At 65.2% G+C, this 21,555-nt stretch carries 23 protein-coding genes; 7 read left to right on the top strand and 16 right to left on the bottom strand.

Annotated elements, in window-relative coordinates; translation table 11 throughout:
- Positions 1–9: 9 nt before the first annotated feature.
- The 9 genes from AC1DRP_RS03475 to AC1DRP_RS03515 form a co-directional block, all read right to left on the bottom strand.
- Positions 10–348, bottom strand: coding sequence for a hypothetical protein (locus AC1DRP_RS03475; protein WP_441507272.1), 339 nt, complete (start codon positions 346–348; stop codon positions 10–12).
- The gene (locus AC1DRP_RS03480) at positions 345–1,961 is read right to left on the bottom strand and encodes a fumarate hydratase (RefSeq protein ID WP_441507273.1); all 1,617 of its coding nucleotides are present in this window, start codon (positions 1,959–1,961) and stop codon (positions 345–347) included. Before AC1DRP_RS03480 ends, AC1DRP_RS03475 begins: the two co-directional genes overlap by 4 nt.
- A gap of 115 nt (positions 1,962–2,076) precedes the next feature.
- Positions 2,077–2,538: a PTS IIA-like nitrogen regulatory protein PtsN gene (gene ptsN / locus AC1DRP_RS03485; RefSeq protein WP_441507274.1), complete on the bottom strand. Its 462-nt coding sequence runs from the start codon at positions 2,536–2,538 to the stop codon at positions 2,077–2,079.
- A gap of 85 nt (positions 2,539–2,623) precedes the next feature.
- Positions 2,624–3,211 carry a ribosome hibernation-promoting factor, HPF/YfiA family gene (hpf, locus tag AC1DRP_RS03490; RefSeq protein WP_113514942.1) on the bottom strand — a complete coding sequence of 196 codons (588 nt, stop codon included), beginning with the start codon at positions 3,209–3,211 and terminating at the stop codon, positions 2,624–2,626.
- Positions 3,212–3,377: 166 nt separating this feature from the next.
- Complete coding sequence (gene rpoN, locus AC1DRP_RS03495) at positions 3,378–4,907, bottom strand: RNA polymerase factor sigma-54 (RefSeq protein ID WP_441507275.1); 1,530 nt, start codon at positions 4,905–4,907, stop codon at positions 3,378–3,380.
- A 165-nt stretch (positions 4,908–5,072) separates the two neighbouring features.
- On the bottom strand, positions 5,073–5,885 hold the full coding sequence (lptB, locus tag AC1DRP_RS03500; RefSeq protein WP_476767804.1) for an LPS export ABC transporter ATP-binding protein: 813 nt from the start codon (positions 5,883–5,885) through the stop codon (positions 5,073–5,075).
- A gap of 144 nt (positions 5,886–6,029) precedes the next feature.
- Positions 6,030–6,788, bottom strand: a complete 759-nt coding sequence (locus AC1DRP_RS03505) for an LptA/OstA family protein (RefSeq protein ID WP_441490209.1) — start codon at positions 6,786–6,788, stop codon at positions 6,030–6,032.
- A gap of 40 nt (positions 6,789–6,828) precedes the next feature.
- Positions 6,829–7,545, bottom strand: coding sequence for an LPS export ABC transporter periplasmic protein LptC (gene lptC / locus AC1DRP_RS03510; RefSeq protein ID WP_441490210.1), 717 nt, complete (start codon positions 7,543–7,545; stop codon positions 6,829–6,831).
- Positions 7,546–7,753: 208 nt separating this feature from the next.
- Positions 7,754–8,368, bottom strand: a complete 615-nt coding sequence (locus AC1DRP_RS03515; protein WP_441507276.1) for a ribonuclease D — start codon at positions 8,366–8,368, stop codon at positions 7,754–7,756.
- Between the two features lie 188 nt (positions 8,369–8,556).
- On the opposite strand from AC1DRP_RS03515, the gene AC1DRP_RS03520 reads away from it, so the two are divergent.
- From AC1DRP_RS03520 to AC1DRP_RS03530, 3 genes are all read left to right on the top strand, one after another.
- Positions 8,557–8,982 carry a DUF805 domain-containing protein gene (locus AC1DRP_RS03520; RefSeq protein ID WP_441507277.1) on the top strand — a complete coding sequence of 142 codons (426 nt, stop codon included), beginning with the start codon at positions 8,557–8,559 and terminating at the stop codon, positions 8,980–8,982.
- The gene (gene dapE, locus AC1DRP_RS03525; RefSeq protein ID WP_441490213.1) at positions 8,979–10,181 is read left to right on the top strand and encodes a succinyl-diaminopimelate desuccinylase; all 1,203 of its coding nucleotides are present in this window, start codon (positions 8,979–8,981) and stop codon (positions 10,179–10,181) included. The genes AC1DRP_RS03520 and dapE overlap by 4 nt, the downstream gene beginning before the upstream one ends.
- Positions 10,182–10,250: 69 nt before the next feature.
- Positions 10,251–10,838: a hypothetical protein gene (locus tag AC1DRP_RS03530; RefSeq protein WP_441507278.1), complete on the top strand. Its 588-nt coding sequence runs from the start codon at positions 10,251–10,253 to the stop codon at positions 10,836–10,838.
- Positions 10,839–10,845: 7 nt separating this feature from the next.
- Here AC1DRP_RS03530 and truA read toward each other — a convergent pair whose 3' ends face one another.
- The 3 genes from truA to AC1DRP_RS03545 are packed head-to-tail and all read right to left on the bottom strand — an operon-like array spanning position 10,846 to position 13,123.
- Positions 10,846–11,583, bottom strand: a complete 738-nt coding sequence (gene truA / locus AC1DRP_RS03535) for a tRNA pseudouridine(38-40) synthase TruA (protein WP_476767805.1) — start codon at positions 11,581–11,583, stop codon at positions 10,846–10,848.
- Positions 11,584–11,639: 56 nt separating this feature from the next.
- Positions 11,640–12,569: a methionyl-tRNA formyltransferase gene (gene fmt / locus AC1DRP_RS03540; protein WP_476767806.1), complete on the bottom strand. Its 930-nt coding sequence runs from the start codon at positions 12,567–12,569 to the stop codon at positions 11,640–11,642.
- 35 nt (positions 12,570–12,604) lie between these two features.
- The gene (locus tag AC1DRP_RS03545; protein WP_441490217.1) at positions 12,605–13,123 is read right to left on the bottom strand and encodes a peptide deformylase; all 519 of its coding nucleotides are present in this window, start codon (positions 13,121–13,123) and stop codon (positions 12,605–12,607) included.
- A gap of 116 nt (positions 13,124–13,239) precedes the next feature.
- Between AC1DRP_RS03545 and AC1DRP_RS03550 the strand changes: the two genes are divergently transcribed.
- Positions 13,240–14,424: a DNA recombination protein RmuC gene (locus tag AC1DRP_RS03550; protein ID WP_441507281.1), complete on the top strand. Its 1,185-nt coding sequence runs from the start codon at positions 13,240–13,242 to the stop codon at positions 14,422–14,424.
- On the opposite strand, the gene AC1DRP_RS03555 is transcribed toward AC1DRP_RS03550, so the two are convergent.
- The 4 genes from AC1DRP_RS03555 to AC1DRP_RS03570 form a co-directional block, all read right to left on the bottom strand.
- Positions 14,425–14,934, bottom strand: a complete 510-nt coding sequence (locus AC1DRP_RS03555; protein ID WP_069877739.1) for an OsmC family protein — start codon at positions 14,932–14,934, stop codon at positions 14,425–14,427.
- Positions 14,935–15,031: 97 nt separating this feature from the next.
- A complete protein-coding gene (locus tag AC1DRP_RS03560; protein WP_476767807.1) occupies positions 15,032–15,814 on the bottom strand; it encodes an ABC transporter ATP-binding protein in 783 nt (260 codons plus the stop codon).
- A 12-nt stretch (positions 15,815–15,826) separates the two neighbouring features.
- A complete protein-coding gene (locus AC1DRP_RS03565) occupies positions 15,827–16,654 on the bottom strand; it encodes an ABC transporter permease (protein ID WP_441490220.1) in 828 nt (275 codons plus the stop codon).
- A gap of 29 nt (positions 16,655–16,683) precedes the next feature.
- Positions 16,684–17,658: an aliphatic sulfonate ABC transporter substrate-binding protein gene (locus tag AC1DRP_RS03570; RefSeq protein ID WP_441507302.1), complete on the bottom strand. Its 975-nt coding sequence runs from the start codon at positions 17,656–17,658 to the stop codon at positions 16,684–16,686.
- A gap of 287 nt (positions 17,659–17,945) precedes the next feature.
- On the opposite strand from AC1DRP_RS03570, the gene AC1DRP_RS03575 reads away from it, so the two are divergent.
- From AC1DRP_RS03575 to AC1DRP_RS03585, 3 genes are all read left to right on the top strand, one after another.
- Positions 17,946–20,765 carry a [protein-PII] uridylyltransferase gene (locus tag AC1DRP_RS03575; RefSeq protein ID WP_476767809.1) on the top strand — a complete coding sequence of 940 codons (2,820 nt, stop codon included), beginning with the start codon at positions 17,946–17,948 and terminating at the stop codon, positions 20,763–20,765.
- A gap of 88 nt (positions 20,766–20,853) precedes the next feature.
- Positions 20,854–21,474, top strand: coding sequence for a nucleotide exchange factor GrpE (gene grpE, locus AC1DRP_RS03580; protein WP_441490222.1), 621 nt, complete (start codon positions 20,854–20,856; stop codon positions 21,472–21,474).
- Positions 21,475–21,477: 3 nt separating this feature from the next.
- On the top strand, positions 21,478–21,555 hold a 78-nt coding region (locus tag AC1DRP_RS03585), incomplete at its 3' end, for a TRIC cation channel family protein (protein ID WP_476767810.1).

The raw sequence follows: 21,555 nt of genomic DNA on the forward strand, positions 1-21,555 counted from the left end.
GGCACCTGCTCAGCGCGCCTTGCAGCGATTGGCGAGAAGCACCCGGTATTCGGAGATGGAGGTGTCCATCTGCGCGACATTCTCCTCGCGCTGCCGTCCAGCCTGGCAGGTTGCGAAGACGGAGCGCGCGCCCTGAAGATAGGTGACATGCTCGCGCCAGACGCGGCATTGCGTGGCCTGGTCGGCTGTGCCGGCAGATTGCAGGCGGGTGAGTTCACGGCGCATGCCGGCCTCGTTCTGGAAGAGATCCCGCTGGCAGTCCGCCGGAGCGCCAGCCCTCCCCTGCGCCAGGACGGGAGGCGCCGCGAGAACAAGGATCAGGGCAAGGCCAGCCGAAAGCCGCATCATCCGAGGTTCAGCTCCTTGAAGAAGTCGTTGCCCTTGTCGTCGATGACGATGAAGGCGGGGAAATCCTCGACCTCGATGCGCCAGACCGCCTCCATGCCGAGCTCCGGATACTCCAGGATCTCGACCTTGCGGATGCAGTCCTGAGCGAGGCGCGCCGCCGGGCCGCCGATCGAGCCGAGATAGAAGCCGCCATGCCGGGCGCAAGCCTCGCGCACCGCCGAGGAGCGGTTGCCCTTGGCGAGCATGACCATCGAGCCACCGAAGGACTGGAACTGATCGACGAAGGAATCCATGCGCCCGGCCGTCGTCGGACCGAAGGAGCCGGAGGCCAAACCCTCGGGCGTCTTGGCCGGACCGGCGTAATAGACCGGATGGTTCTTGAAATAATCGGGCATGCCCTGCCCGTTCTCGAGCCGCTCACGAATCTTGGCATGGGCCGAATCGCGGGCGACGACGATGGTGCCGGTCAGCGAAAGCCGGGTCTTGACCGGGTATTTGCTGAGCGTCGCGAGGACTTCGCTCATCGGCCGGTTGAGATCGACCTTGACGACATCGCCACCGAGCGACGCGTCTTCGACCTCAGGCAGGTACTTGGCCGGATTGGTCTCGAGAGCCTCGAGGAAGATGCCCTCCCGGGTGATCTTGCCCTTGGCCTGGCGATCGGCCGAGCAGGACACGCCAAGGCCGATCGGCAGCGAGGCGCCGTGACGCGGCAGGCGGATGACGCGAACGTCATGGCAAAAATACTTGCCGCCGAACTGTGCACCGACGCCGAGCGACTGCGTCAGCCTGTGAATCTCCTCCTCCATCTCGAGATCGCGGAAAGCGTGCCCCGAGGGAGAACCCTTTGTCGGAAGTTCGTCGAGATATTTGGTCGAGGCGAGCTTGACGGTCTTGAGATTCTGCTCGGCCGAGGTGCCGCCAATGACGATGGCAAGGTGATAGGGCGGGCAGGCGGCCGTGCCCAGCGTCAGGATCTTCTCCTTCAGGAACGCGATCATGCGGTCCTTGGTGAGGAGCGAGGGCGTCGCCTGGAACAGGAAAGTCTTGTTGGCCGAACCGCCGCCCTTGGCCACGAAGAGGAATTTGTAGGCGTCCTCTCCCTCGGCATAGATATCGATCTGCGCCGGCAGGTTGGTCGCCGTGTTCTTCTCTTCGAACATGGAGAGGGGCGCGACCTGCGAATAGCGCAGATTGCGCTTGTAGTAGGCATCGGCCACGCCCTCGCCCAGCGCCGACTCATCATCGCCATCGGTCCAGACCTTGCGACCGCGCTTGCCCATGATGATCGCGGTGCCGGTGTCCTGGCACATCGGCAGCACGCCGCCAGCCGCGATATTGGCGTTCTTCAAGAGATCGAAGGCAACGAACTTGTCATTCGAGGTCGCCTCGGGGTCGTCGAGGATCTTGGCCAGCTGGGCAAGATGGCCCGGGCGCAACAGGTGGTTGATGTCGATGAAGGCCTGTTCGCTGAGCTGGCGGATCGCTTCGCGCGAAACGCTCAGGACCTCGCGGTCACCAATCGTCTCGACTGTGACGCCCGCGTCGCCGAGCTTGCGATAGGGGGTCTTGTCCTCGCCGAGAGGGAAGAGATCGACATGCGTGTAGGCCATGAGGAACTGGCTCCGAAACAGGATGCGCCGCGGCTACAGCATGCGGCGCCGGTCATGCCGGCGTCATAGCGGCTTGCGCCCTCCAGTCCAAGCCCAGGCTTGAACGGTTCCAGTGTCAGGCAGCCTTCGCGGCGGTCTCCGCCAGGATCGCATAGATGGCGGCCGGGTCATGGGCGCGCCGCACCTGCTCCAGCACGGCCTGATTGCGCAGGACGCGCGCGACGCGGGCAAGCGCCTTCAGATGATCAGCCCCCGCCCCTTCCGGCGCGATCAGCACGAAAATGATATCGACGGGCTGGCCATCCAGCGCCTCGAAATCGATCGGCTTCTCGGCGCGGGCGAACAGCCCGACGAGCCGGTCGATTCCAGGCATGCGCCCGTGGGGGATCGCGATGCCGTCGCCAATCCCGGTCGAGCCAAGGCGTTCTCGTTGCAGCAGGGCCTCGAAAAGCTCGCGCTCAGGCAGCCCAGTGAGCACGGAGGCGTGCTGGGACAGTTCCTGCAGCGCCTGCTTCTTGCCATTGGCCCGCAGCGGGGAGACCACGGCTGCGGGCGTCAGAAGATCAGTGAGGGTCATGCGCCAGTCCATGCATGTCCCGTGCCGGGTTCTCACCCAGCGCCACGGGTCAGGAGTGATAACCGGGGCTACCGCCTGCCGGGGCTCAAGACAGCGAGGCCGGCGGGTCAATCCAGCCGATGTTGCCATCGCGGCGGCGGTATACGACGTTCATCCGCCCATTGCCAGCATGGCGGAAGATCACGACGGGCGCACCAGTGAGGTCAAGCTCGGCGACTGCATCACTAACGGTCAATTCGTGGAAGGATTTGGTCGATTCCGCCACGATAACAGGGTTGTCACCGCCAGAAACGGCCTCAGCCTCCTCGATTTCATCATCAGGGGCCGCAATCACATAGCTGGGGATTTCCACCCCGGAGGCACGACCATTCATTGCGGATGAGCGATCCTTCAACCGCCGCTTGTACCGACGCAACCGCTTCTCAATGCGCTCCGCCATCTTGTCGAGACTCGCATACGGATCATGCGCCGTAGCGGACGCTTCGAGTGTGATGCCGGAGGAGAGATGCAAGACCCCGTCCGTCCGGAAGGCGGTACCGTCCTTGTCGACGGTGACATGGCCCTGATATCCGCCCTCGTAATACTTGCTGAGGGCGGCGGCCACGCGCTCCTCGGCCTGGCCCCGCAGGGCCTCGCCGACATCGAGATTCTTGCCGGAGATTCGCAAGCTCATGGAGTGCTTCCCCTTCTTGTCGCCATGATCAGTGATCGATCATCTCACTGAGGTAAGGACGGGGAGTCGCCATTGTCAATGAGCGCTGCGGAATAGTCGCCGCCAGCCGACGGCAGCGAAAGGCATCCGATCGGGCTCACTCGGGCGGAGAAAAAGCCGAGCGGGTTCAGCGCCCTCCCAGCGCCATCGCCACCTTCTCGCGCCGACGCTCCATAGAGGACGGAATGCGCAGGGACTCGCGGTATTTCGCCACGGTGCGCCGAGCAATATCGATGCCGCCTTCCTTCAACCGGGCGACGATCGCGTCGTCGGACAGCACCTCGGCGGGGACTTCGTCGTCGATCATCTGCTTGATGCGGAAGCGAACGGCTTCCGCGGAATGCGCCTCGCCGTAACCGGTCGCGGCGATCGCTGCCGAGAAGAAATATTTCATCTCGAACACACCGCGCGAACAGATCAGATATTTGTTCGAGGTGACGCGCGAGACTGTCGATTCGTGCATGCCAATGGCATCCGCGACCGTCTTCAGGTTCAGCGGCCGCAGATGCTCGACGCCATGCGCGAAGAAGCCATCCTGCTGGCGCACGATCTCGCTTGCGACCTTGAGGATGGTGCGGGCGCGTTGCTCGAGGCTACGCGTCAACCAGTTCGCCGTCTGCAGGCATTCGGCGATGAAGGCCTTGTCCAGGTCGTTCCGCGCCGCCCGGGAGACGCGGGCATGATAGGTCTGGTTGATCAGCACGCGCGGCAGGGTATCCGGATTGAGATCGACCAGCCAGGAACCGTCCGGCGCCGGCCTGATGAAGACATCCGGAACGACGGTCTCGGCCGCCGAGCCGCCGAAACCCCGTCCAGGCTTGGGGTCAAGCCTGCGGATTTCTGCGACCATGTCGGCGATATCCTCATCGTCGACGCCGCAGATGCGCTTGAGCGCCGAGAAATCACGCTTGGCGACAAGATGGAGGTTGGCGACCAGAGCCTGCATGGCCGGGTCGAAGCGGTCGCGCTCCCGCAGCTGGATCGACAGGCATTCGCGAACATCGCGCGCCCCGACACCGGAGGGGTCGAAGCCCTGGATGACGCCAAGCACGTGCTCGACCTTGTCCGTGCTCACACCGAGCCGCTCTGCGATCTCAGGCACCGGCTCGCCGAGATAGCCGGAATCATCGACCGCATCGATGAGGTGGCTGCCGATCAGTCGCTCCGCAGGATCGGTCATCGCGAGATCGAGCTGTGCGCTGAGGTGATCGCGCAGGGACAGTTCCGAGGTCAGGCTGGACTCGAAGCCTTCCGACCCGTCCTCGAACGAACCACCGGAGCCGCCATAGGCGCCGCCGGTGATCGGCAGGCTGTCGGCCCCCTTCGTGTCGAGGCGGGCGATTGTCGGCTGTTCACCCTGGAAGACGTTGTCGAGCCCGGTGCCGAGCCGGCCTTCCATGCCGTCCTGGGTGTTCAGGCTCTCGGCACGCGCAAAACTCTCTGGATCAGCCGCCAGGGGGCTATCGCCGCCATTGAGCTGTATAGGAGCCTCAGGCGCGTCGTCGCGCTCCAGCAGCGGATTCCGCTCCAGCTCACCCTCGACAAAGTTCTGAAGTTCGAGATGCGAGAGTTGCAGGAGCTTGATCGCCTGCAGCAGCTGCGGCGTCATCACCAGGGACTGTCCCTGGCGCAGCTCCATGCGCGGCATCATCGCCATTGCGCTCTTGACCTCTCATCCGCCTCGGCATGTTTCTTGCCTTCGGAACAAAGCCTAGCCGCGCAACGCGGGCGCGTCAAAGCCTCTGCACGCGCTTTGTGCAGAGAAATTAATGCAGTGCAGCATTCTGCCGAGATTATGGCAGCGGCATCACGGCCGGCTGGATCAGAGCTTGAAATCCTCGCCGAGATAGACACGGCGGACGTCCGGATTGGCGATGATCTCGGCCKGAGAGCCCTCGGTGAGCACGCGGCCGGAATGGATGATATAGGCGCGATCGACGAGGCCGAGCGTCTCACGGACATTGTGGTCGGTGATCAGTACGCCGATGCCACGATCGGTCAGCTGGCGCACCAGCGCTTGAATGTCGCCAACGGCGATCGGATCGATGCCGGCGAAGGGCTCGTCGAGAAGAATGAAGGACGGCCGCCCGGCCAGGGCGCGGGCGATCTCGCAACGGCGGCGCTCGCCGCCCGACAACGCGATGGAAGGAGCCTTGCGCAGGCGAGAGATCGTGAACTCTTCCAGAAGCGTATCGAGCTGACGCTCACGGCTCTTGCGGTTCGGCTCCACGACTTCAAGGACGGCCCGGATGTTGTCCTCGACAGTGAGGCCACGAAAGATCGAGGCCTCCTGCGGCAGGTAGCCAATTCCAAGCCTCGCGCGCTGATACATCGGCAAGCCGGTGATATCGTTGCCTTCCAGCGAAATGACCCCGAGATCGGCGGGCACCAGACCAGTGACCATGTAGAAGATCGTGGTCTTGCCGGCGCCGTTTGGACCGAGCAGGCCCACCGCTTCGCCCTGCCGGACGTAGAGGCTCGCCTCGCTCACCACCGTGCGGCCGCCATAGCTCTTGCGCAGGCCGCTGACAGCGAGAATACCCGGTCCACCGATCGATGCGGCAGATGATGTTGCCGGCTCGGCCTCGCTGTCCCGCGCCTTTGCGCCGAACAGTCCGCGCAAGCGCCCGAACATGCCGGGGCTTTGCTCGCTCCGGGGTGCCGTAGCCTGAGCGGGCAGGGTCGAACTGTCGGATTGCGGCATGGAATGGACTGTCACTGAGAGCAGGGCTCGCTGATGTGAAAGGCAGTCGGCCCGGCATGCGCCGGACCGGAGCGGCTAGTTGGTCGGCGGGCTCGCCGGGCGAGCGGGGGCCGCGGCACCGGGCTTGGGCGGAGTGTTCTTGCCCGCGTCCTTGCCGGCCTCGCCGGAATTCGGAACGAAGAAGCCCTGCACGCGCCCCTTGTTGTTCTCGATATTGGCGACGCCGGTCTCCGTGTCATAGACCAGTCGCTCGCCACGGGTGATGTTCGGCCCGTCATTCAGGGCGACATTCCCGGTCATGATGACCTTGTTGTTGGCGCGGTCGAACACCGCCTTGTCTGAGGTCGCAGCCTGCGTCTTCGAGACCACGGTCACCGGACCATCGCATTCGATGCGCTTGATGCTGCTATCATTGGATTGCGGCGCGCCCCCCGCTGCGGCTGGCGCCGGCGTTGCAGGACGCGATGCTCCTGGTACGGTCCCAGCGCCGCGCCCCTCGTAGAACACGGTCATGACCGAGCACCGCACCGTGGTCTCGCCCTGCACCGCCACGACATTGCCGGTGAAGACCGCGCGATTTTCCTTGTCGAGCACATCGAGCTTGTCAGCATCGATCTTGATCGGCTCCTTGCTGTCGCCACCAAGGCCGCCAAGAGGCGAATTCGCCCCCCCGCCGCCGCGGGCGGGCTTGGCCTTTCCAGCCGCAGGCGGTGTCGCCTGCGCAACCTTGGAGGCATCGGAGCGTGGCTGCGGGGTCTGGGCGACCGCCTCGGCAACGCATGAAAGACTCAGCGCTGCCGCAAGTAGCCATACCGGCTGCCAGCCCTTCGACATCGCAGGATTCACTGATGCAGCTTCGAATGCGGACCGCATATCACTGTCTCGTCCCAGTTGCAGGGGCATTGCCCGGAGAACTACCGTCGACCGCTGCCGGTTCCCGGTTCGGCGCGGCAGGCGCCTTGACCGGTCCTAGCAGTTCCGGAGCCGGCGTGCTGCCTTCGCGTTCAGGTCCGGCCAAGGCGCGAGCCGGTGCATTCTCTATCACGACTCGGACACGGCCGTCGAAGACGATCAGCGCGCCATTGTCCTTCACGTCCAGGGTATCGCCCTCGACGGTGGTCGAACCGAGCAGAACCTTGACCGGCTCCCGCGATACGACGGTCCCCGCCTTGAAATCGATATCGGCGCTGCGCATCCGCATATCATAGCCGGACTCGGTACGGACCTTCACGTCATCGACCAGTTTCAGCTTCTCCTTCTGGGAGTTGAACAGGCCGGTGCGGGCGTTGACCGTGACCCAGCCCTCCTGCTGCATCTGAATCCTGGCTGTCATTGTCGACAGCTCGATTTCGGTCGGATTGCGAATGTCCTGCAGCGCTTCGAGCGCCGTCACCTCGTAGGGCCGGTTGTCCTTGCGATAGCCCGAGAGGCGCGGCGACTCCATCTTGACCTTGCCGCCCGAAATGCCGACGGAACCGATCGACACGCCGGAGACGCCAGACAATGGATGCAGGAACGGCGTCACGATCAGGCCGAGCACGGCCACGACCGCACCGACGGGAATCGCGCGGCGGAGGAAGCGGACGAGCATGGTGTGCCGCTGCGCTGCCTTGAACGCAGCGCGACGTCGACTCGCACGTTTCGATTCGGGGGCGGTCCAGTCGCCCGTTGTCATCGCCACAGTCATGCCCCGCGCAATGGCAGTCGCTAACGGCTTTTTCGTGTCAGCCGGCGAACGACCTGCGGGCCCCTACGCGCTTCGTTCGCGTGGAGACTGACGCAAGAAGACTTAGAATTTGTCAAGCGTGAGCGAAGATGTCGTTCTCGGCCCAGCCGGCAAGATCGAGCTCCGCGCGGAACGGAAGGAAATTGAAACAGGCTTCGGCGAGATGCGAGCGCCCCTCGCGCACCAGCATGGCCTCGAGCTTCTCGCGCAGGGCGTGGAGATGCAGCACGTCCGAAGCCGCATAGGCCAATTGTGCCTCCGACAGCGTATCGGCGCCCCAATCCGAGGATTGCTGCTGCTTCGACAAGTCGATGCCGAGCAGTTCCCTGACAAGGTCCTTCAGGCCGTGCCGGTCGGTATAAGTCCGCACCAGCTTCGAGGCGATCTTGGTGCAGTAGACCGGGCCGGTGGTGACGCCGAAGGCGTTCTTCAGAACGGCAACGTCGAACCGCGCGAAATGGAACAGCTTCAGCACGGAAGGGTCCGACAGCAGTCGGATCAGGTTCGCAGGCGCAGGACCGTCCCGAAGGATCTGGACCACATCGGCAGAGCCATCGCCGCGCGAGAGCTGGACCACGCAGAGCCGGTCGCGATGCGGGTTGAGACCAAGCGTCTCGGTGTCGATCGCAACGACGGAGCCCGGCAGGAAATCATCCGGCAGATCACCGCGATGCAGACGGATGGTCATGACAAGAACCTCACTGGGCCAAAACACGCGGGACAAGGCCCCTGCCGCAGCTAGCGGGCGCCGAGCCCACGTTCAAGCCTTTTCTGCGCGCCGGGATCGCCGCGGGGCCATCGCGTTAACGCATTCTTCACCCTGAGCTTCAGGGCTGAGGGCCGGCGTGAGACAGTCTCCGAAACGGAATCATCGCCTTGCCGCTTCTCACCCTCCTGACCGGCTTCGAGGGCCGCATCGGACGCCCCGCCTTCTGGTCGGGCACGGCCCTGGTTGCTCTCGCGCTCGTCCTCGCCGACATCGGCAGCGCTCGCCTTGGCGCGGAGCATGGCCCCCAGATCACGGCCTTTGCCGGGGCTTTCGCCCTGTTTCCCTGGTCGGCGCTTGCCGCCAAACGCGGCCGGGACCGCGGACGGCCGTGGTATTACGGGCCGACGCTGGTCATCGCGATCGTACTGTCCGGACTTGGCCCCGGCCATCTCGAAGCAGCAGCGGCCAAAACACTCGGCACCTTCTCCCTGCTGCTCTGGCTCGTTGCGCTGATCGATCTCGGTTTGCTGCCGGGCTGCATTGCGCCCGAGTCCGTTGCAGAGACAGAAGCGGGTGCTAAACCGGCGGAATGAAGCCGCTCCCTCCTCCACTTCCCTTCGACCCGCTCGATCCCGTCGCCCTGACGCAGGCGCTCGTGCGATGCCCCTCCGTGACACCAGTTGAGGGGGGAGCACTTGCTCTGCTCGACACCGTTCTGAGCGCGGCTGGGTACTCGGTCGATCGGCCGGTATTCAGCGAGCCCGACACGCCGGATGTCGAAAACCTCTATGCCCGGATCGGCACCGAGGGGCCCGTTCTGGTCATAGCCGGCCATACCGATGTCGTTCCCCCGGGCGACCTCGCGCAATGGTCGCGCGACCCGTTCTCCGGCCAGGTCGAAGACGGTGTCCTGCATGGACGCGGTGCCTGCGACATGAAGGGCGGGCTCGCCTCGATGATCTCGGCTGCGCTGCGCTTCCGCCGCGATTATCCGGATGCGCCGGGCTCGATCGCCTTTCTCGTCACGGGGGACGAGGAATCGGTTGCCGTCAACGGCACCGTCAAGCTGCTGGATTGGGCGAAGGCACGCGGCGAACGCTTCGACCATTGCCTGCTCGGCGAGCCGACCAACCCGGCGACGATGAGCGACATGATCAAGATCGGCCGCCGCGGCTCGCTGACCGGCCGGCTGGTCGTTCACGGCAAGCAGGGCCATGTCGGCTATCCGCACCTCGCAGACAATCCGATCCGCGGCATGGTGCGCCTGCTGGCAGCGCTCGATGCGACGCCACTCGATACCGGAACGGCCTATTTCGATCCGAGCAATCTCGAGGTGACCACTCTGGATGTCGGCAATCCCGCGACGAATGTCGTTCCAGCCCAGGCAAAGGCTGTCTTCAACATCCGATTCAACGATATCTGGACGCCAGAGAGCCTCGCCGCCGAGCTCGACCGGCGGCTGCGGGACGCTGCCGGCAACCAGGTGCGCTACGAGCTCGAAGTTCAGCCGACGAATGCGGTCGCTTTCCTGACCGAGCCGGGGCCGTTCGTCGCGCTGGTCGCCGATGCGGTCGAAGCCGAGACCGGCACGCGCCCGGCACTCTCGACGACGGGCGGCACCTCCGATGCCCGCTTCATCAAGAGCTATTGCCCGGTCGTCGAGTTCGGCGTGGTCGGCCAGACCATGCATCAGATCGACGAACGGGTCGCGGTCTCCGACCTGCTCTGCCTGGAACGGATCACGCACCGCCTGCTCGAAAGCTACTTTGCTGCAACGCAACAAGGCGCTTGACCCCAAACCGGATACGCCGTTTACTGCATTAGACGAAAGTCTAATGCCACGTATCCGGAGTACCCGGCCATGGCTCTTGCTGCCGATGACGTGCTGCGCTCGCTACGCGGTTCATGGCGCCTGATGACCGACGGCGCCGAGGCGCTGAAGGAACTCGATCTCAGCCGCGACGGGTTCTGGCGCTCCTTTGCCGCGCTCGTGCTCACCGTGCCAGCGCTGGTCGCGATCCTGGCGGCCGAACGGCAGATTGCCGGGCTGTCCAACGCCGGGAACATGTTCGATTCCCCCGCCCTCATTGCCCGCGTGCTGGGCGCCCAGTGCCTGGCGATCATCGCAGTACCGGCGCTGCTGATAGGCCTCGCCCCGAACCTCGCCCATTCGCCGCGGCTGACCAGTTTCGTCATCGCCTGGAACTGGGCCGGCATCGTCTCGGCCAGCCTGATGGCGGTACCCGCCACTGTCTTTGCAATCGGCTGGTCGAACCCCGCCATCGCGACGATGCAGGCGATCGCCTTCGCGGTCATCGTGCTGCGCCTTCGCTATTGCGTGGCGCGTGCCGCCTTCGGCGCGCAAGGCCATGTCGCGCCCGCAATCCTGCTGGCGAGCGTGATGGCCGACTATTCGATCATCCGCGTCTTCGGCCTGGCGGGCATCTGAGCCCGGCTCAGTAATCGACGCCGGCGAGATAGAGCCCGCAGGATGGAGCAAGCGCCGCGCATTGCGAGCGGTCGCGCGCGGCCAGCACCTTGCCGACCTTGTTTTCAGGCCAGCGCCCCGCTCCCACCATCTTCAGACAGCCGACCATCGAGCGGACCTGATGATGCAGGAAGGAGCGGGCATGGGCGTAAATCACGATCTCCGAACCCTCCCGCGTCACATCGAGCCGGTCGAGCGTCCGAACAGGCCCGTTCGCCTGACATTCGGCGGCCCGAAATGTCGTGAAATCGTGGTGACCGACGAGCGCCTTGGCAGCGCGGTCCATGGCTTCATGATCAAGTCTGAAGGGGACATGCCAGAGTCGGTCCCGATCGAGCGCCGGCGGTGCGCGTCGGTCGAGCATGCGGTAGATGTAATAGCGGCGCCTAGCCGAGATGCGCGCATCGAATTCGTCGGACACAGCCTCGGCGCTCAGAACCGCGACCGGCAGATGCTTCAGGCGGGCATTGCTCGCGTCACGCACGACATCGGTGCGCCACTCCTTGTCCAGAACGACATGGGCGACCTGATGCGTCGCATGGACGCCGGCATCGGTGCGCCCGGCGCAGTGCAGGCGGACGGCATGACCACAAAAGGCCTCGACCGCTTCCTCGATGCTCTGTTKAACCGACGGACCGTTGAGCTGACGCTGCCAGCCGGAGAACGGCGTTCCATCATACTCGATGACGAGCTTGTAGCGGGGCATCAGAATATGATGCCGAAAACTGGGAACCGAACTTTGGGCGACATCATGCGGGCGCCCTAGATCCGATGGCCGGGATCGAGCCGCGCGCCGCGCAGGAATTCGCTCCCGCTCATGGGCGCACGGCCGGCGCGCTGAACCTGAAGCAACCTCACTGCGCCCTCGGCGCAGGCGATCGTGCCCTCACCGTCCAGCAGCGTGCCCGGCTCGGCAGCGCCGCCAGCCAGCGCCGTACGCAGGATCTTGAGCCTCTCCGGCCCCTTTCCGAGATCGACCTCGGCAAAGGCGCCTGGAAAGGGCGAGAGCCCGCGCACGAGGTCATGGACCTGCTGCGCTGGACGCGCCCAGTCCAGCTTCGCCYCGGCATTGGCGATCTTGGCAGCGTAGGTCACCCCCTCGACGGGTTGTGGAGTGAACTGCAGCCCGCCACGCCCGAGCGCAGCCAGGGCGCGCACCATCAGGTCGGCGCCAAGCGAAGCCAGCCGATCATGCAGTTCGCCGGCCGTCATATCGGGGCCGATCGCAAGCTTCTCGACCATGCCGACCGGGCCGGTATCCAGCCCCGCCTCCATCTTCATGACGCAGATGCCACTCTCGGCATCGCCCGCCATGATGGCCCGCTGGATCGGGGCAGCGCCGCGCCAGCGCGGGAGAAGCGACGCGTGCAGGTTGAGGCAGCCCAGTTCCGGCAGATCAAGGATCGCCTGCGGCAGGATCATGCCATAGGCGACGACGACCGCGACGTCGGCCTGATGCGAGGCGATCACCTCGGCAGCTTCGTCGGTCTTCAACGTCTTCGGCGTGAACACCGGAATGCCGAAGCGCTCGGCGGCGCGATGCACCGGGGACGGCTTCAGATCGAGACCACGACCGGCCTGCGCCGGGGCGCGGGTGTAGCAACTCACAACCTCGTGGCCCTGGCCGATGATCTCGGTCAGGGTCGGCACGGCGAAATCCGGTGTGCCCATGAAGATGACGCGCAAACTCATGCGAACAGCGCCGCTTTCTGATCGATACGGATCATTCAGGCCGCGCTGTCGCGACGCGCCGCCTTGGCGAAACGCTTGGTGACACGCTCGCGCTTCAGCCGCGACAGGTGATCGATGAAGAGCACGCCATTGAGATGGTCGATCTCGTGCTGAAGGCAGGTGGCGAGCAGGCCGTCCGCCTCGATGTCCTGCACCTTGCCGTCGAGATCGAGATAGCGAACCTTCACCCGCGCCGGACGCTCGACCTCCTCGTAATATTCGGGGATCGAAAGGCAGCCTTCCTCATGGATGTTCAGCTCCTTGGAAGACCAGGTGATTTCCGGATTGATGAAGGTCATCGGCGCCTTCTCCTCCTCCGGCTTGGCGAGGTCGATCGTCAGCAGGCGCAGCGGCACGCCGATCTGGATCGCTGCCAGGCCGATGCCGGGTGCGTCATACATGGTCTCGAGCATGTCGGCGGCGAGCGCCTTGATCTCGGGCGTGACGGCCTCGACAGGTTTCGAGACCTGGCGCAGGACTGAATCGGGCAGGATGACGAGAGGGCGAATAGCCATAGGGCGCTCGAACCGGTTTTTCTTGCTGACGCCGCGGACATAAGCACTTGTTGGCGGGTGGTCAAACCGTTCCGCTTTCGTTCGGCATGCGCACGCGAATCGGCTAATCTGCCGTCATGAACGGAATTGCCTTCACGCTGCTCGAGCGGCCGGTCACCTGGAGCGAGGCCGCCCTTGCCTTCGCCGGTAGCAGCCTGTTTCTGCTTGTGCTCGTCGCGTTGTCGCTCTGGCGCAGTTCGCGCGGGCGAGCGATCGAGGCCGTCATCGCTGCCGAACGCGCCCGCGAGATGGACGACAAGGTCGCCGAGATGAACCGCATGCAAGCCGAGATGACGGGCCGGATGCAGACGATGGCCGAGATTCTCTCGACGCGGCAGGCCGACCTTGCCCGCCTCGTCGCCGAGCGGATGGACGGCCTGCGCCAGCAGGTCGGCTCCGGGCTCGAGCAGAACGTCAAGCAGACCACGGAGAGCCTCGGCAAGCTGCAGGAACGGCTTGCGGTCATCGACGCTGCCCAGAAGAACCTGACCGACCTGACCAGCGAAGTGGTGACCCTCAAGGACGTGCTCTCCAACAAGCAGGCACGTGGCGCCTATGGCCAGGGCCGGATGGAGGCGATCATCCGCGACGGGCTGCCCGCCGCCTTCTTCTCGTTCCAGCCGACGCTCTCGAACCGCAACCGGCCGGACTGCCTCGTCACCCTGCCAGGAGACGGGCGCGGCCTCGTCATCGACGCCAAATTCCCGCTGGAGAGCTTCACCATGCTGCGCGAAGCGCGTGGCGAGGAGGCAAAGAAGGCAGCGGGCGTGCGCGTGCGCGGCGATGTCGGCCAGCACGTCAAGGATATCGCCGAGCGCTATTTCGTGCCCGGCGAAACGCAGGACATGGCCCTGCTCTTCGTGCCGTCCGAATCGATCTATGCCGACCTGCACGAGCATTTCGACGACGTGATCCAGAAGGCCCATCGCTCCCGCGTCATGGTCGTGTCGCCGTCCCTGCTCGCCCTGGCGATCCAGCTGATGCAGTCGCTCATTCGCGATGCCCGCATGCGCGAGGAGGCTCGCGTCATCCAGACCGAGGTTGGCAGGCTCCTGACCGATGTCCGCCGGCTCGGCGAGCGGGCCGAGAAGCTCGACCAGCATTTTCGCCAGGCGCAGGAGGATGTCGCCGGCATCCGCACCTCGGCCGGCAAGATCACCAGCCGCGGCGACAAGATCGGCGCGCTCGAATTCGATGAGCCGGCGAAGAGCGAGCCGTCGCTACCCTTCGCCAAGGGGCTCGAGCTGAAGGCCGCCGAGTGATCAGCCGCGGTTGAGCACGGCCGAAAGCTCCGGCTTGACGTTCAGCGTCTGGAAGACGACGCAGTAGCGCTCGGTCAGCTTGAGCAGAGTGTCGAGCTTGTCCTGTGGGGCGTCGCTCTCGACATCGAAGGACAGGCGGATCGCCTTGAAGCCGACGGGCGCATCCTTGACGACGCCGAGCGTGCCGCGGAAATCGAGATCGCCCTCGGCCCTGACAGTTCCCTTCTTCAGTTCGATTTCAAGGGCGGTCGCGACCGCCTTCAGCGTGACGCCGGCGCAGGCGACCAGCGCCTCAAGCAGCATGTCGCCGGAGCAGAGCTCGGCACCGGTTCCGCCGGTCGCCGGGTGCAGCCCGGCCAGGGCGATCGCGCGGCCGGTCTCGACCTTGCAGGCGATATGCTGGTCGTCGAGTTCGCCACGGGCCTTCAGCGTGATCACCGCGGCGTCGGGCGCCTCGCGGTATTTGTCCTTGAGCGGAGCCTGGAGGGCGCGAAGCGCGGTGACGTCCATGGTTCTCAACCTTCTTCAGACGAGCGGCGATGTGCCGCCGTGATAAGCCTGTCGCCGACGCGGGGCCAGCCCCAACCCGGCATGGGCGTCTCGCGCCTCACCACCACATGCCTGCGGTCTCGGCGGCCTTGTGCTGATGCGGCTCTCCGTTCGCGAGGGAGCGATCGAGAGTGCGCAGGACCTCGCGCTTGCTCGCCTCGAAGGCTGGAGAGAGCCTGTCGCGCGGACGGGCGAGAGGATTGTCGAATTCATCGAAGATGCGGCCGGGGTTCGGCTGCATGACGATGATGCGATCTGCCAATGTCACCGCCTCCTCGACATCATGGGTGACCATGACGACGGTCGGCCGGCTCTCCTCCCAGAGCGCCAGCAGATGGCCGTGCAGGCTTGCCCGCGTCGTGGCGTYGAGCGCCGAGAAGGGCTCGTCCATCAAAAGCAGCTTTGGCCGTGTCACCAGGGCGCGCGCGATGGCGACGCGCTGCTGCTGCCCGCCGGACAGTTCGCGCGGCCAGCGCTTCTCGTAGCCGGCGAGCCCGACACGCACGAGCGCATTCGCGACCAGTCCCTCGCGTGCGAAGGGCGTCAGATGCGACAGGCCGAAGGAGACATTCTCGGAGACACTGAGCCAGGGGAAGAGGCGCGGCTCCTGAAAGATCACGCCGACATCGGCGCGTGGCGCCAGGATCGCCTCGCCGTCGAGGCTGACGCGGCCGGCGCTTGGTTGGTCCAGCCCGGCGACGAGCCGCAGTAAGGTGGTCTTGCCGCAACCGGAGCCGCCGACAAGCGCGAGGATCTCGCCGGCGGCCACGGTGGTGGTGACAGCAGACAGTGCCTGTGTGCCGTCGGCATAGGTTTTGGAGAGGCTGTCGAAGCTCAGCATCGAGGATGCCTTTCAGAGCTTGTCGCGACCCAGATCCTGCCAGGCGAGGAAAGGCCGCGTGATGGCGAGAAGCAGGCCATCCGCCAGTTTGCCGAGCACGGCGAAGGCGATGATGGCCGCGATGATGGTGTCGGGACGGCCAAGCTGCTGGCCGTCCACAAGCAGATAACCAAGGCCCTCGCTCGCTCCCATGATCTCGGCCGCAACCACGAACATGAAACCAAGGCCGAGGCCCGAGCGCAGCGCGGTGAACCAGGCGGGCAGGATCGCCGGCAGCAGCACCCGCCGCACCATGGCGAAGCGGCCGAGCCGGAAGACGCGCCCAACCTCGATGATCTTGCGATCGATCGAGAGGATCGCCGCCGCCACGCCGAGATAGACGGGGAAGAACACGCCAACGGCAATCAGCGCGATTTTCGACGCTTCGAAGATGCCGAACCAGAGGATGAAGAGCGGCACCCAGGCAATCGAGGGAATCGCTCGCAGAGCCTGCAAGGTCGGATCGAGCACGCTGCGCGCCAGAGGCAGGGCCCCCGTCAGCGCGCCGAGCAGCGTGCCGACAGCCGCTCCCAGCCCGAAGCCGGCGGCAACACGCCAGAGCGTGGCCGACGCATGGGTCAGGAGTTCGCCCGAGACGGCGAGTTGCCAGAGCGTCTTGCCGACCACGCTCGGCGGCGGCATCAGACGACCATTGGCCAAGCCGGCACCGACCAGGAACTCCCAGAGAGCAGCCAGAAGAAGCGGCAGCAGCAGGCCGGCCAAACCGAGGCCGCGGGGTTTCCGGAAGACATCCGGACGCCCCCTACCCTCGGCAACCGTATCGAGTCCCAGCGTGCTCATCGTTCCGGCTTGTGTCTGCTCGTCCGGGCTCAGTTATTGGCGGCAGCGAAGCGACGGTCGAGCAGGCTGTCGACCACCGCCTTGACGTCGGTCGTCGCCGGCAGGACGCCCGCCTCCTTGAGTGCGAGACCAGCAGCAAGGATGGTGTCGGCCTGGGCCTGCCCGATCGCGGAATGGGTCAGTTCGGTGCGGGTAAGCTGGCGCTCGATGACCGCGTCGGAGAGCTTGGTATAGTCGACGAGCACCTTCTTCAGCTCGGCCGGGTTGGCCAACGCATAGGCACGGGCCTCCTCGTAGGCGGCCAGCACCTTGCGGACCAGCGCCGGATGCTCGTTGGCGAAGGCCTCGCGGACATTCAGGATGCCCCAGGTGTTGTCCTCGGCCTTCCGGTGGAACAGCTTTGCACCGCTCTCGACCTCGGCTGCAGCCATCAGGGGGTCGAGCCCGGCCCAGGCGTCGACATCGCCGCGCTCAAGCGCGAGGCGGCCATCGGCATGCTGAAGCAGCACGAGCTTGACGTCCTTCTCGGTCAGCTTGGCCTCAGCGAGTGCCCGTACCAGGAAGATATGCGGATCGGTGCCGCGGGTGACGGCGACGCGCTTGCCCTTGAGATCGGCAACCCTCGTGATCTCGCTCTTGGCCCCGGTAACCAGCGCCGTCCATTCAGGCCGCGAATAGACATAGATCGACTTGATCGGGTTGCCATTGATCTTGCCGATCAAGGCGGCAGCGCCGGCCGTCGAACCGAAATCGATCGAGCCGGCATTGAGGAATTCGAGCGCCTTGTTCGATCCGGCGGATTGCACCCAGCGCACCGTGATGCCCTCGGAAGCGAGTGCCTTCTCCAGCGTGCCACGCTCCTTCAGCACCAGGCTGACGGGGTTGTAGGTGGCGTAATCGATGCGGATTTCCTTCGGCGCCTGGGCATTGGCGCTGAGAGCGCCCAGACCTGCACCGGCCATGGCAAGCCCGGCGAGTACAAGACGGCGGCTGACTGCCTTGATGACGTTCATTGTCGATCCCCATTTCGGTGACGCGAAGGGATCGGGAGAGGTCGAGCCTATCCTACCCCACGCTTTAGCTGCACTTGTTTCGCGCCCGCAAGCTGGTGGCTCAAATCGGCGCGTGTCCTCTTTCTAGGTCCGATCGTTCTGTTTGTCAAACAAACTCAGATAGACTGTTAAATGATATAATACACGTTCTGTTGCGTGTAATTTCTGGTTTCTGGGAATCCCGTCACCATGTTACGAGCGGCTTGGTTCGAAGCCGTCCTGCGCGATATCCGAAGGTCATGCCGTCCGTGTCGATCAGCGCCGATACCCCTTACTTTGCCCTCGCGGAGGTGCTGGCGAACCCTGCCGCCGCCGTTGCCCGGCTGGCGGGCAAGATGCGCAAGGCATCGGCCGCCGATCTGCGGCAGGAACTGGTCGCCTGCCTGCGCCATACACTCGAGGAAGGTCACGCCTCCGCCAAGGAAATCCTGAGCGAGGAGCGCAATGGCCTCGCCTGTGCCCAGCGCCTGTCGGCGATGATGGACGGCATCGTCGGCTGCCTGCATGTGGCGGCGAGCGAGCACTTCTACCCCGCCGTAAACCCGTCCTCCTCCGAGCGGATCGCGGTCGTCGCCGTCGGCGGCTATGGCCGCGGTACACTGGCGCCAGGATCGGATGTCGACCTGCTCTTCCTGTTCCCGCACAAGCAGACGGCCTGGGGCGAGAGCGTGGTCGAAGCGATGCTCTATCCCCTCTGGGACCTGAAGCTGAAGGTCGGCCATTCCGTGCGCTCGGTCGACGACTGCATCCGCGAAGCGCGCGCCGACATGACGATCCGCACCGCCTTGCTCGAGGCCCGCTTCCTCACCGGCGACCGGGCGCTCTTCGACGAGATGGTGCACCGCTTCGACGCCGAGGTGGTCGAAGGCTCGGCGCCCGCCTTCACCGAAGCCAAGCTTGCCGAACGCGAAGCACGCGTGCGCCGCGCGGGATCATCGCGCTATCTCGTCGAGCCCAACGTCAAGGACGGCAAGGGCGGCCTGCGCGACCTCAACACATTGTTCTGGATCGCCAAATACGCCTACCGCGTCCATGACGCCGATGAACTGGTCACCGCCGGGCTGTTCGACCGCAAGGAACTGCTGATGTTCCAGCGCTCGGAGGAGTTCCTCTGGCGGGTGCGCTGCTGGATGCATTTCATCACAGGCCGGGCAGAGGAGCGCCTTTCCTTCGACCTGCAGCGGCAGGTAGCGACGGCGATCGGCTATGCCGGCCGCAGCGGCCAGGCCCCGGTCGAGCGCTTCATGAAGGCCTATTTCCTGGTGGCGAAGGATGTCGGCGACCTGACCGCGATCGTCTGCGCCGCCCTCGAGGCGCGCCAGCAGAAGCCGYGGGCGAGCCTGTCTAGCCTGCTCGGCACCTTCACCAAGCGGCGGCAGGTGCGTGCGCTCGGCCATCCCGACTTCACGCTGAAGAGCCAGCGGCTCAACGTCGTCGACGGCGACGCCTTCAAGCGCGACCCGATCAACCTGCTCAGGCTCTATGAGATCGCCAGCCGAAACGACGTCGCCATTCATCCCGATGCAAGCCGCCTGGTGACGCAATCCCTCAAACTGGTCACGCCGCATTTGCGCAACGACCGCGAAGCGAACCGGATCTTTCTCGATATCCTGACGTCGCGGCGCGCGCCGGAGGCGGTGCTGCGCCGCATGAACGAGTCGGGGCTGCTCGGCCGCTTCGTGCCCGAATTCGGGCGCGTCGTCGCGATGATGCAGTTCAACATGTATCACCACTACACCGTCGACGAGCATCTGATCCGGTCGATCGGCGTTCTCTCCGAAATCGAGGCCGGTGCGCTCGAGGCGGAGCATCCGCTCTCGAACTCGATCTTCCCGACCATCACCAACCGCCGGGCGCTCTATGTCGCGCTGTTTCTGCACGATATCGCCAAGGGCAAGCCGGAAGATCATTCGGAAGCCGGCAGCCGGATCGCGCGCAAGCTTTGCCCACGCTTCGGGCTCAGCGAGGCGCAGACCGAGACGGTCGCCTGGCTGGTCCAGCACCATCTCGACATGTCGACCGTCGCCCAGAGCCGCGACCTCGGCGACCCCAAGACGATCGAGAGCTTCGCGGCCACCGTGCAGACCCTCGAAAGGCTGAAGCTCCTCCTCATCCTGACGGTTGCCGATATCAAGGCGGTCGGGCCCGGCGTCTGGAACGGCTGGAAGGGCCAACTCCTGCGCACGCTCTACTATGAGACCGAAATCGTGCTGGCCGGCGGTCATTCCGGCATCGAGCGCCGCGCGCGCGTCGAACAGAAACAGGATGCGCTGAGGGCGGCGCTGGCCGACTGGGACGAGGAGGAACGCGAGGCCTATCTCGCGCGCCATTACCCGCCCTACTGGATCAAGGTCGACCTGCCGCGTCAGGAGAAGCAGGCGCGCTTCCTGCGCGGGGCCGAGGCTGAAGGGCGCACCACGGCAACCCTGGTCGAGACAGACCAGTTCCGCGGCATCACGGAGCTGACCATTCTGGCGCCCGACCATCCGCGCCTGCTCGCCATCGTCACCGGCGCCTGCGCCGCGGCCGGCGGCAACATCGTCGACGCCCAGATCTTCACGACTACCGACGGCCTCGTGCTCGATACCATCTTCATCTCGCGCGCGTTCGAGCGCGATGACGACGAGCTACGCCGGGCCGGCCGCATCGCCGCCGCGATCGAACGGGCGCTGAAGGGCGAGATCAAGATCGCCGATCTGGTGGCGCAGCGCCGCGCGCCGCCGCCGCGTGGCGCCACTTTCCAGGTCGCGCCGGAGGTGATCATCGACAACGTGCTCTCGACCCGGCACACTGTCCTGGAGGTTTCCGGCCTCGACCGCCCGGGCCTGCTCTACGATCTCACCACCGCGATCGGAAAGCTCAACCTCAATATTGCCTCGGCCCATATCGCCACGTTCGGCGAGAAGGCCGTCGACGTTTTCTACGTGACCGACCTGACCAACGCCAAGATCACCGGCACGGCGCGGCAGCTCAGCATCCGCAAGGCACTGCTGGAGGTTTTCGCTTTTGACCACGAGAAGGCGCAGGGCGGAAAGACGCGCGTGCCCGCCCGTGCTTGATTTCGCGGACCACAAGGCCGATATCGGCCTCGAACGCTGTCGCGCTCCCGAGTGACGACCAGCCCCATGATTTGAATTGGATGAGGCGATGACGCGGAACCCTGCGACCGACGAACCGAAGCCGGACATGGCCGCCCAGATGGCCGCCCAAGAGGCAAACGAGCCGGCCCCGCTCGAGTCCGGGCTCGAAGCCCAGCTCGGGCAGGTCGAAGCCGAGCGCAACGACCTCAAGGACAAGCTGCTGCGCACCCTGGCCGACATGGAGAACCTGCGTCGGCGCACCGAGCGAGAGATTGCCGACGCCAAGGCCTATGCGGTGACGAGCTTTGCGCGAGACCTGCTCGGTTCGGCCGACAATCTGCGCCGCGCGCTTGAGAGCCTGCCGGAGACCGCTCGCACCGAGGGCGAAGCGGCCCTGAAGGCGTTGGTCGAAGGTGTCGAGCTCACCGAACGCGAACTGCTGAAGACCCTGGAACGCCATGGCGTGCGCCGCATCGACCCCCATGGCGAGAAGTTCGACCCACATCTGCACCAGGCAATGTTCGAGGCGCCCGACGCCGGCATCGCCAAGGGCCTTGTCTCGAAGGTCGTGCAGACCGGCTACAAGATCGGCGAGCGCGTGTTGCGGCCGGCCTTGGTGGGCGTCTCCGCCGGCGCTCCGAAGGCGCCTTCGGCCGAGGCCGGCGGCGACACCAATACAGGCCACTGAACCGTGCTGGAGGTTGCCGGCGTTGCCGTCTTCGCATTGACGGGAGCGCTGGTCGCGGTCCGCAAGGGGATGGATCCGTTC

Source organism: Allobosea sp. 01N443 (genome assembly GCF_056399325.1).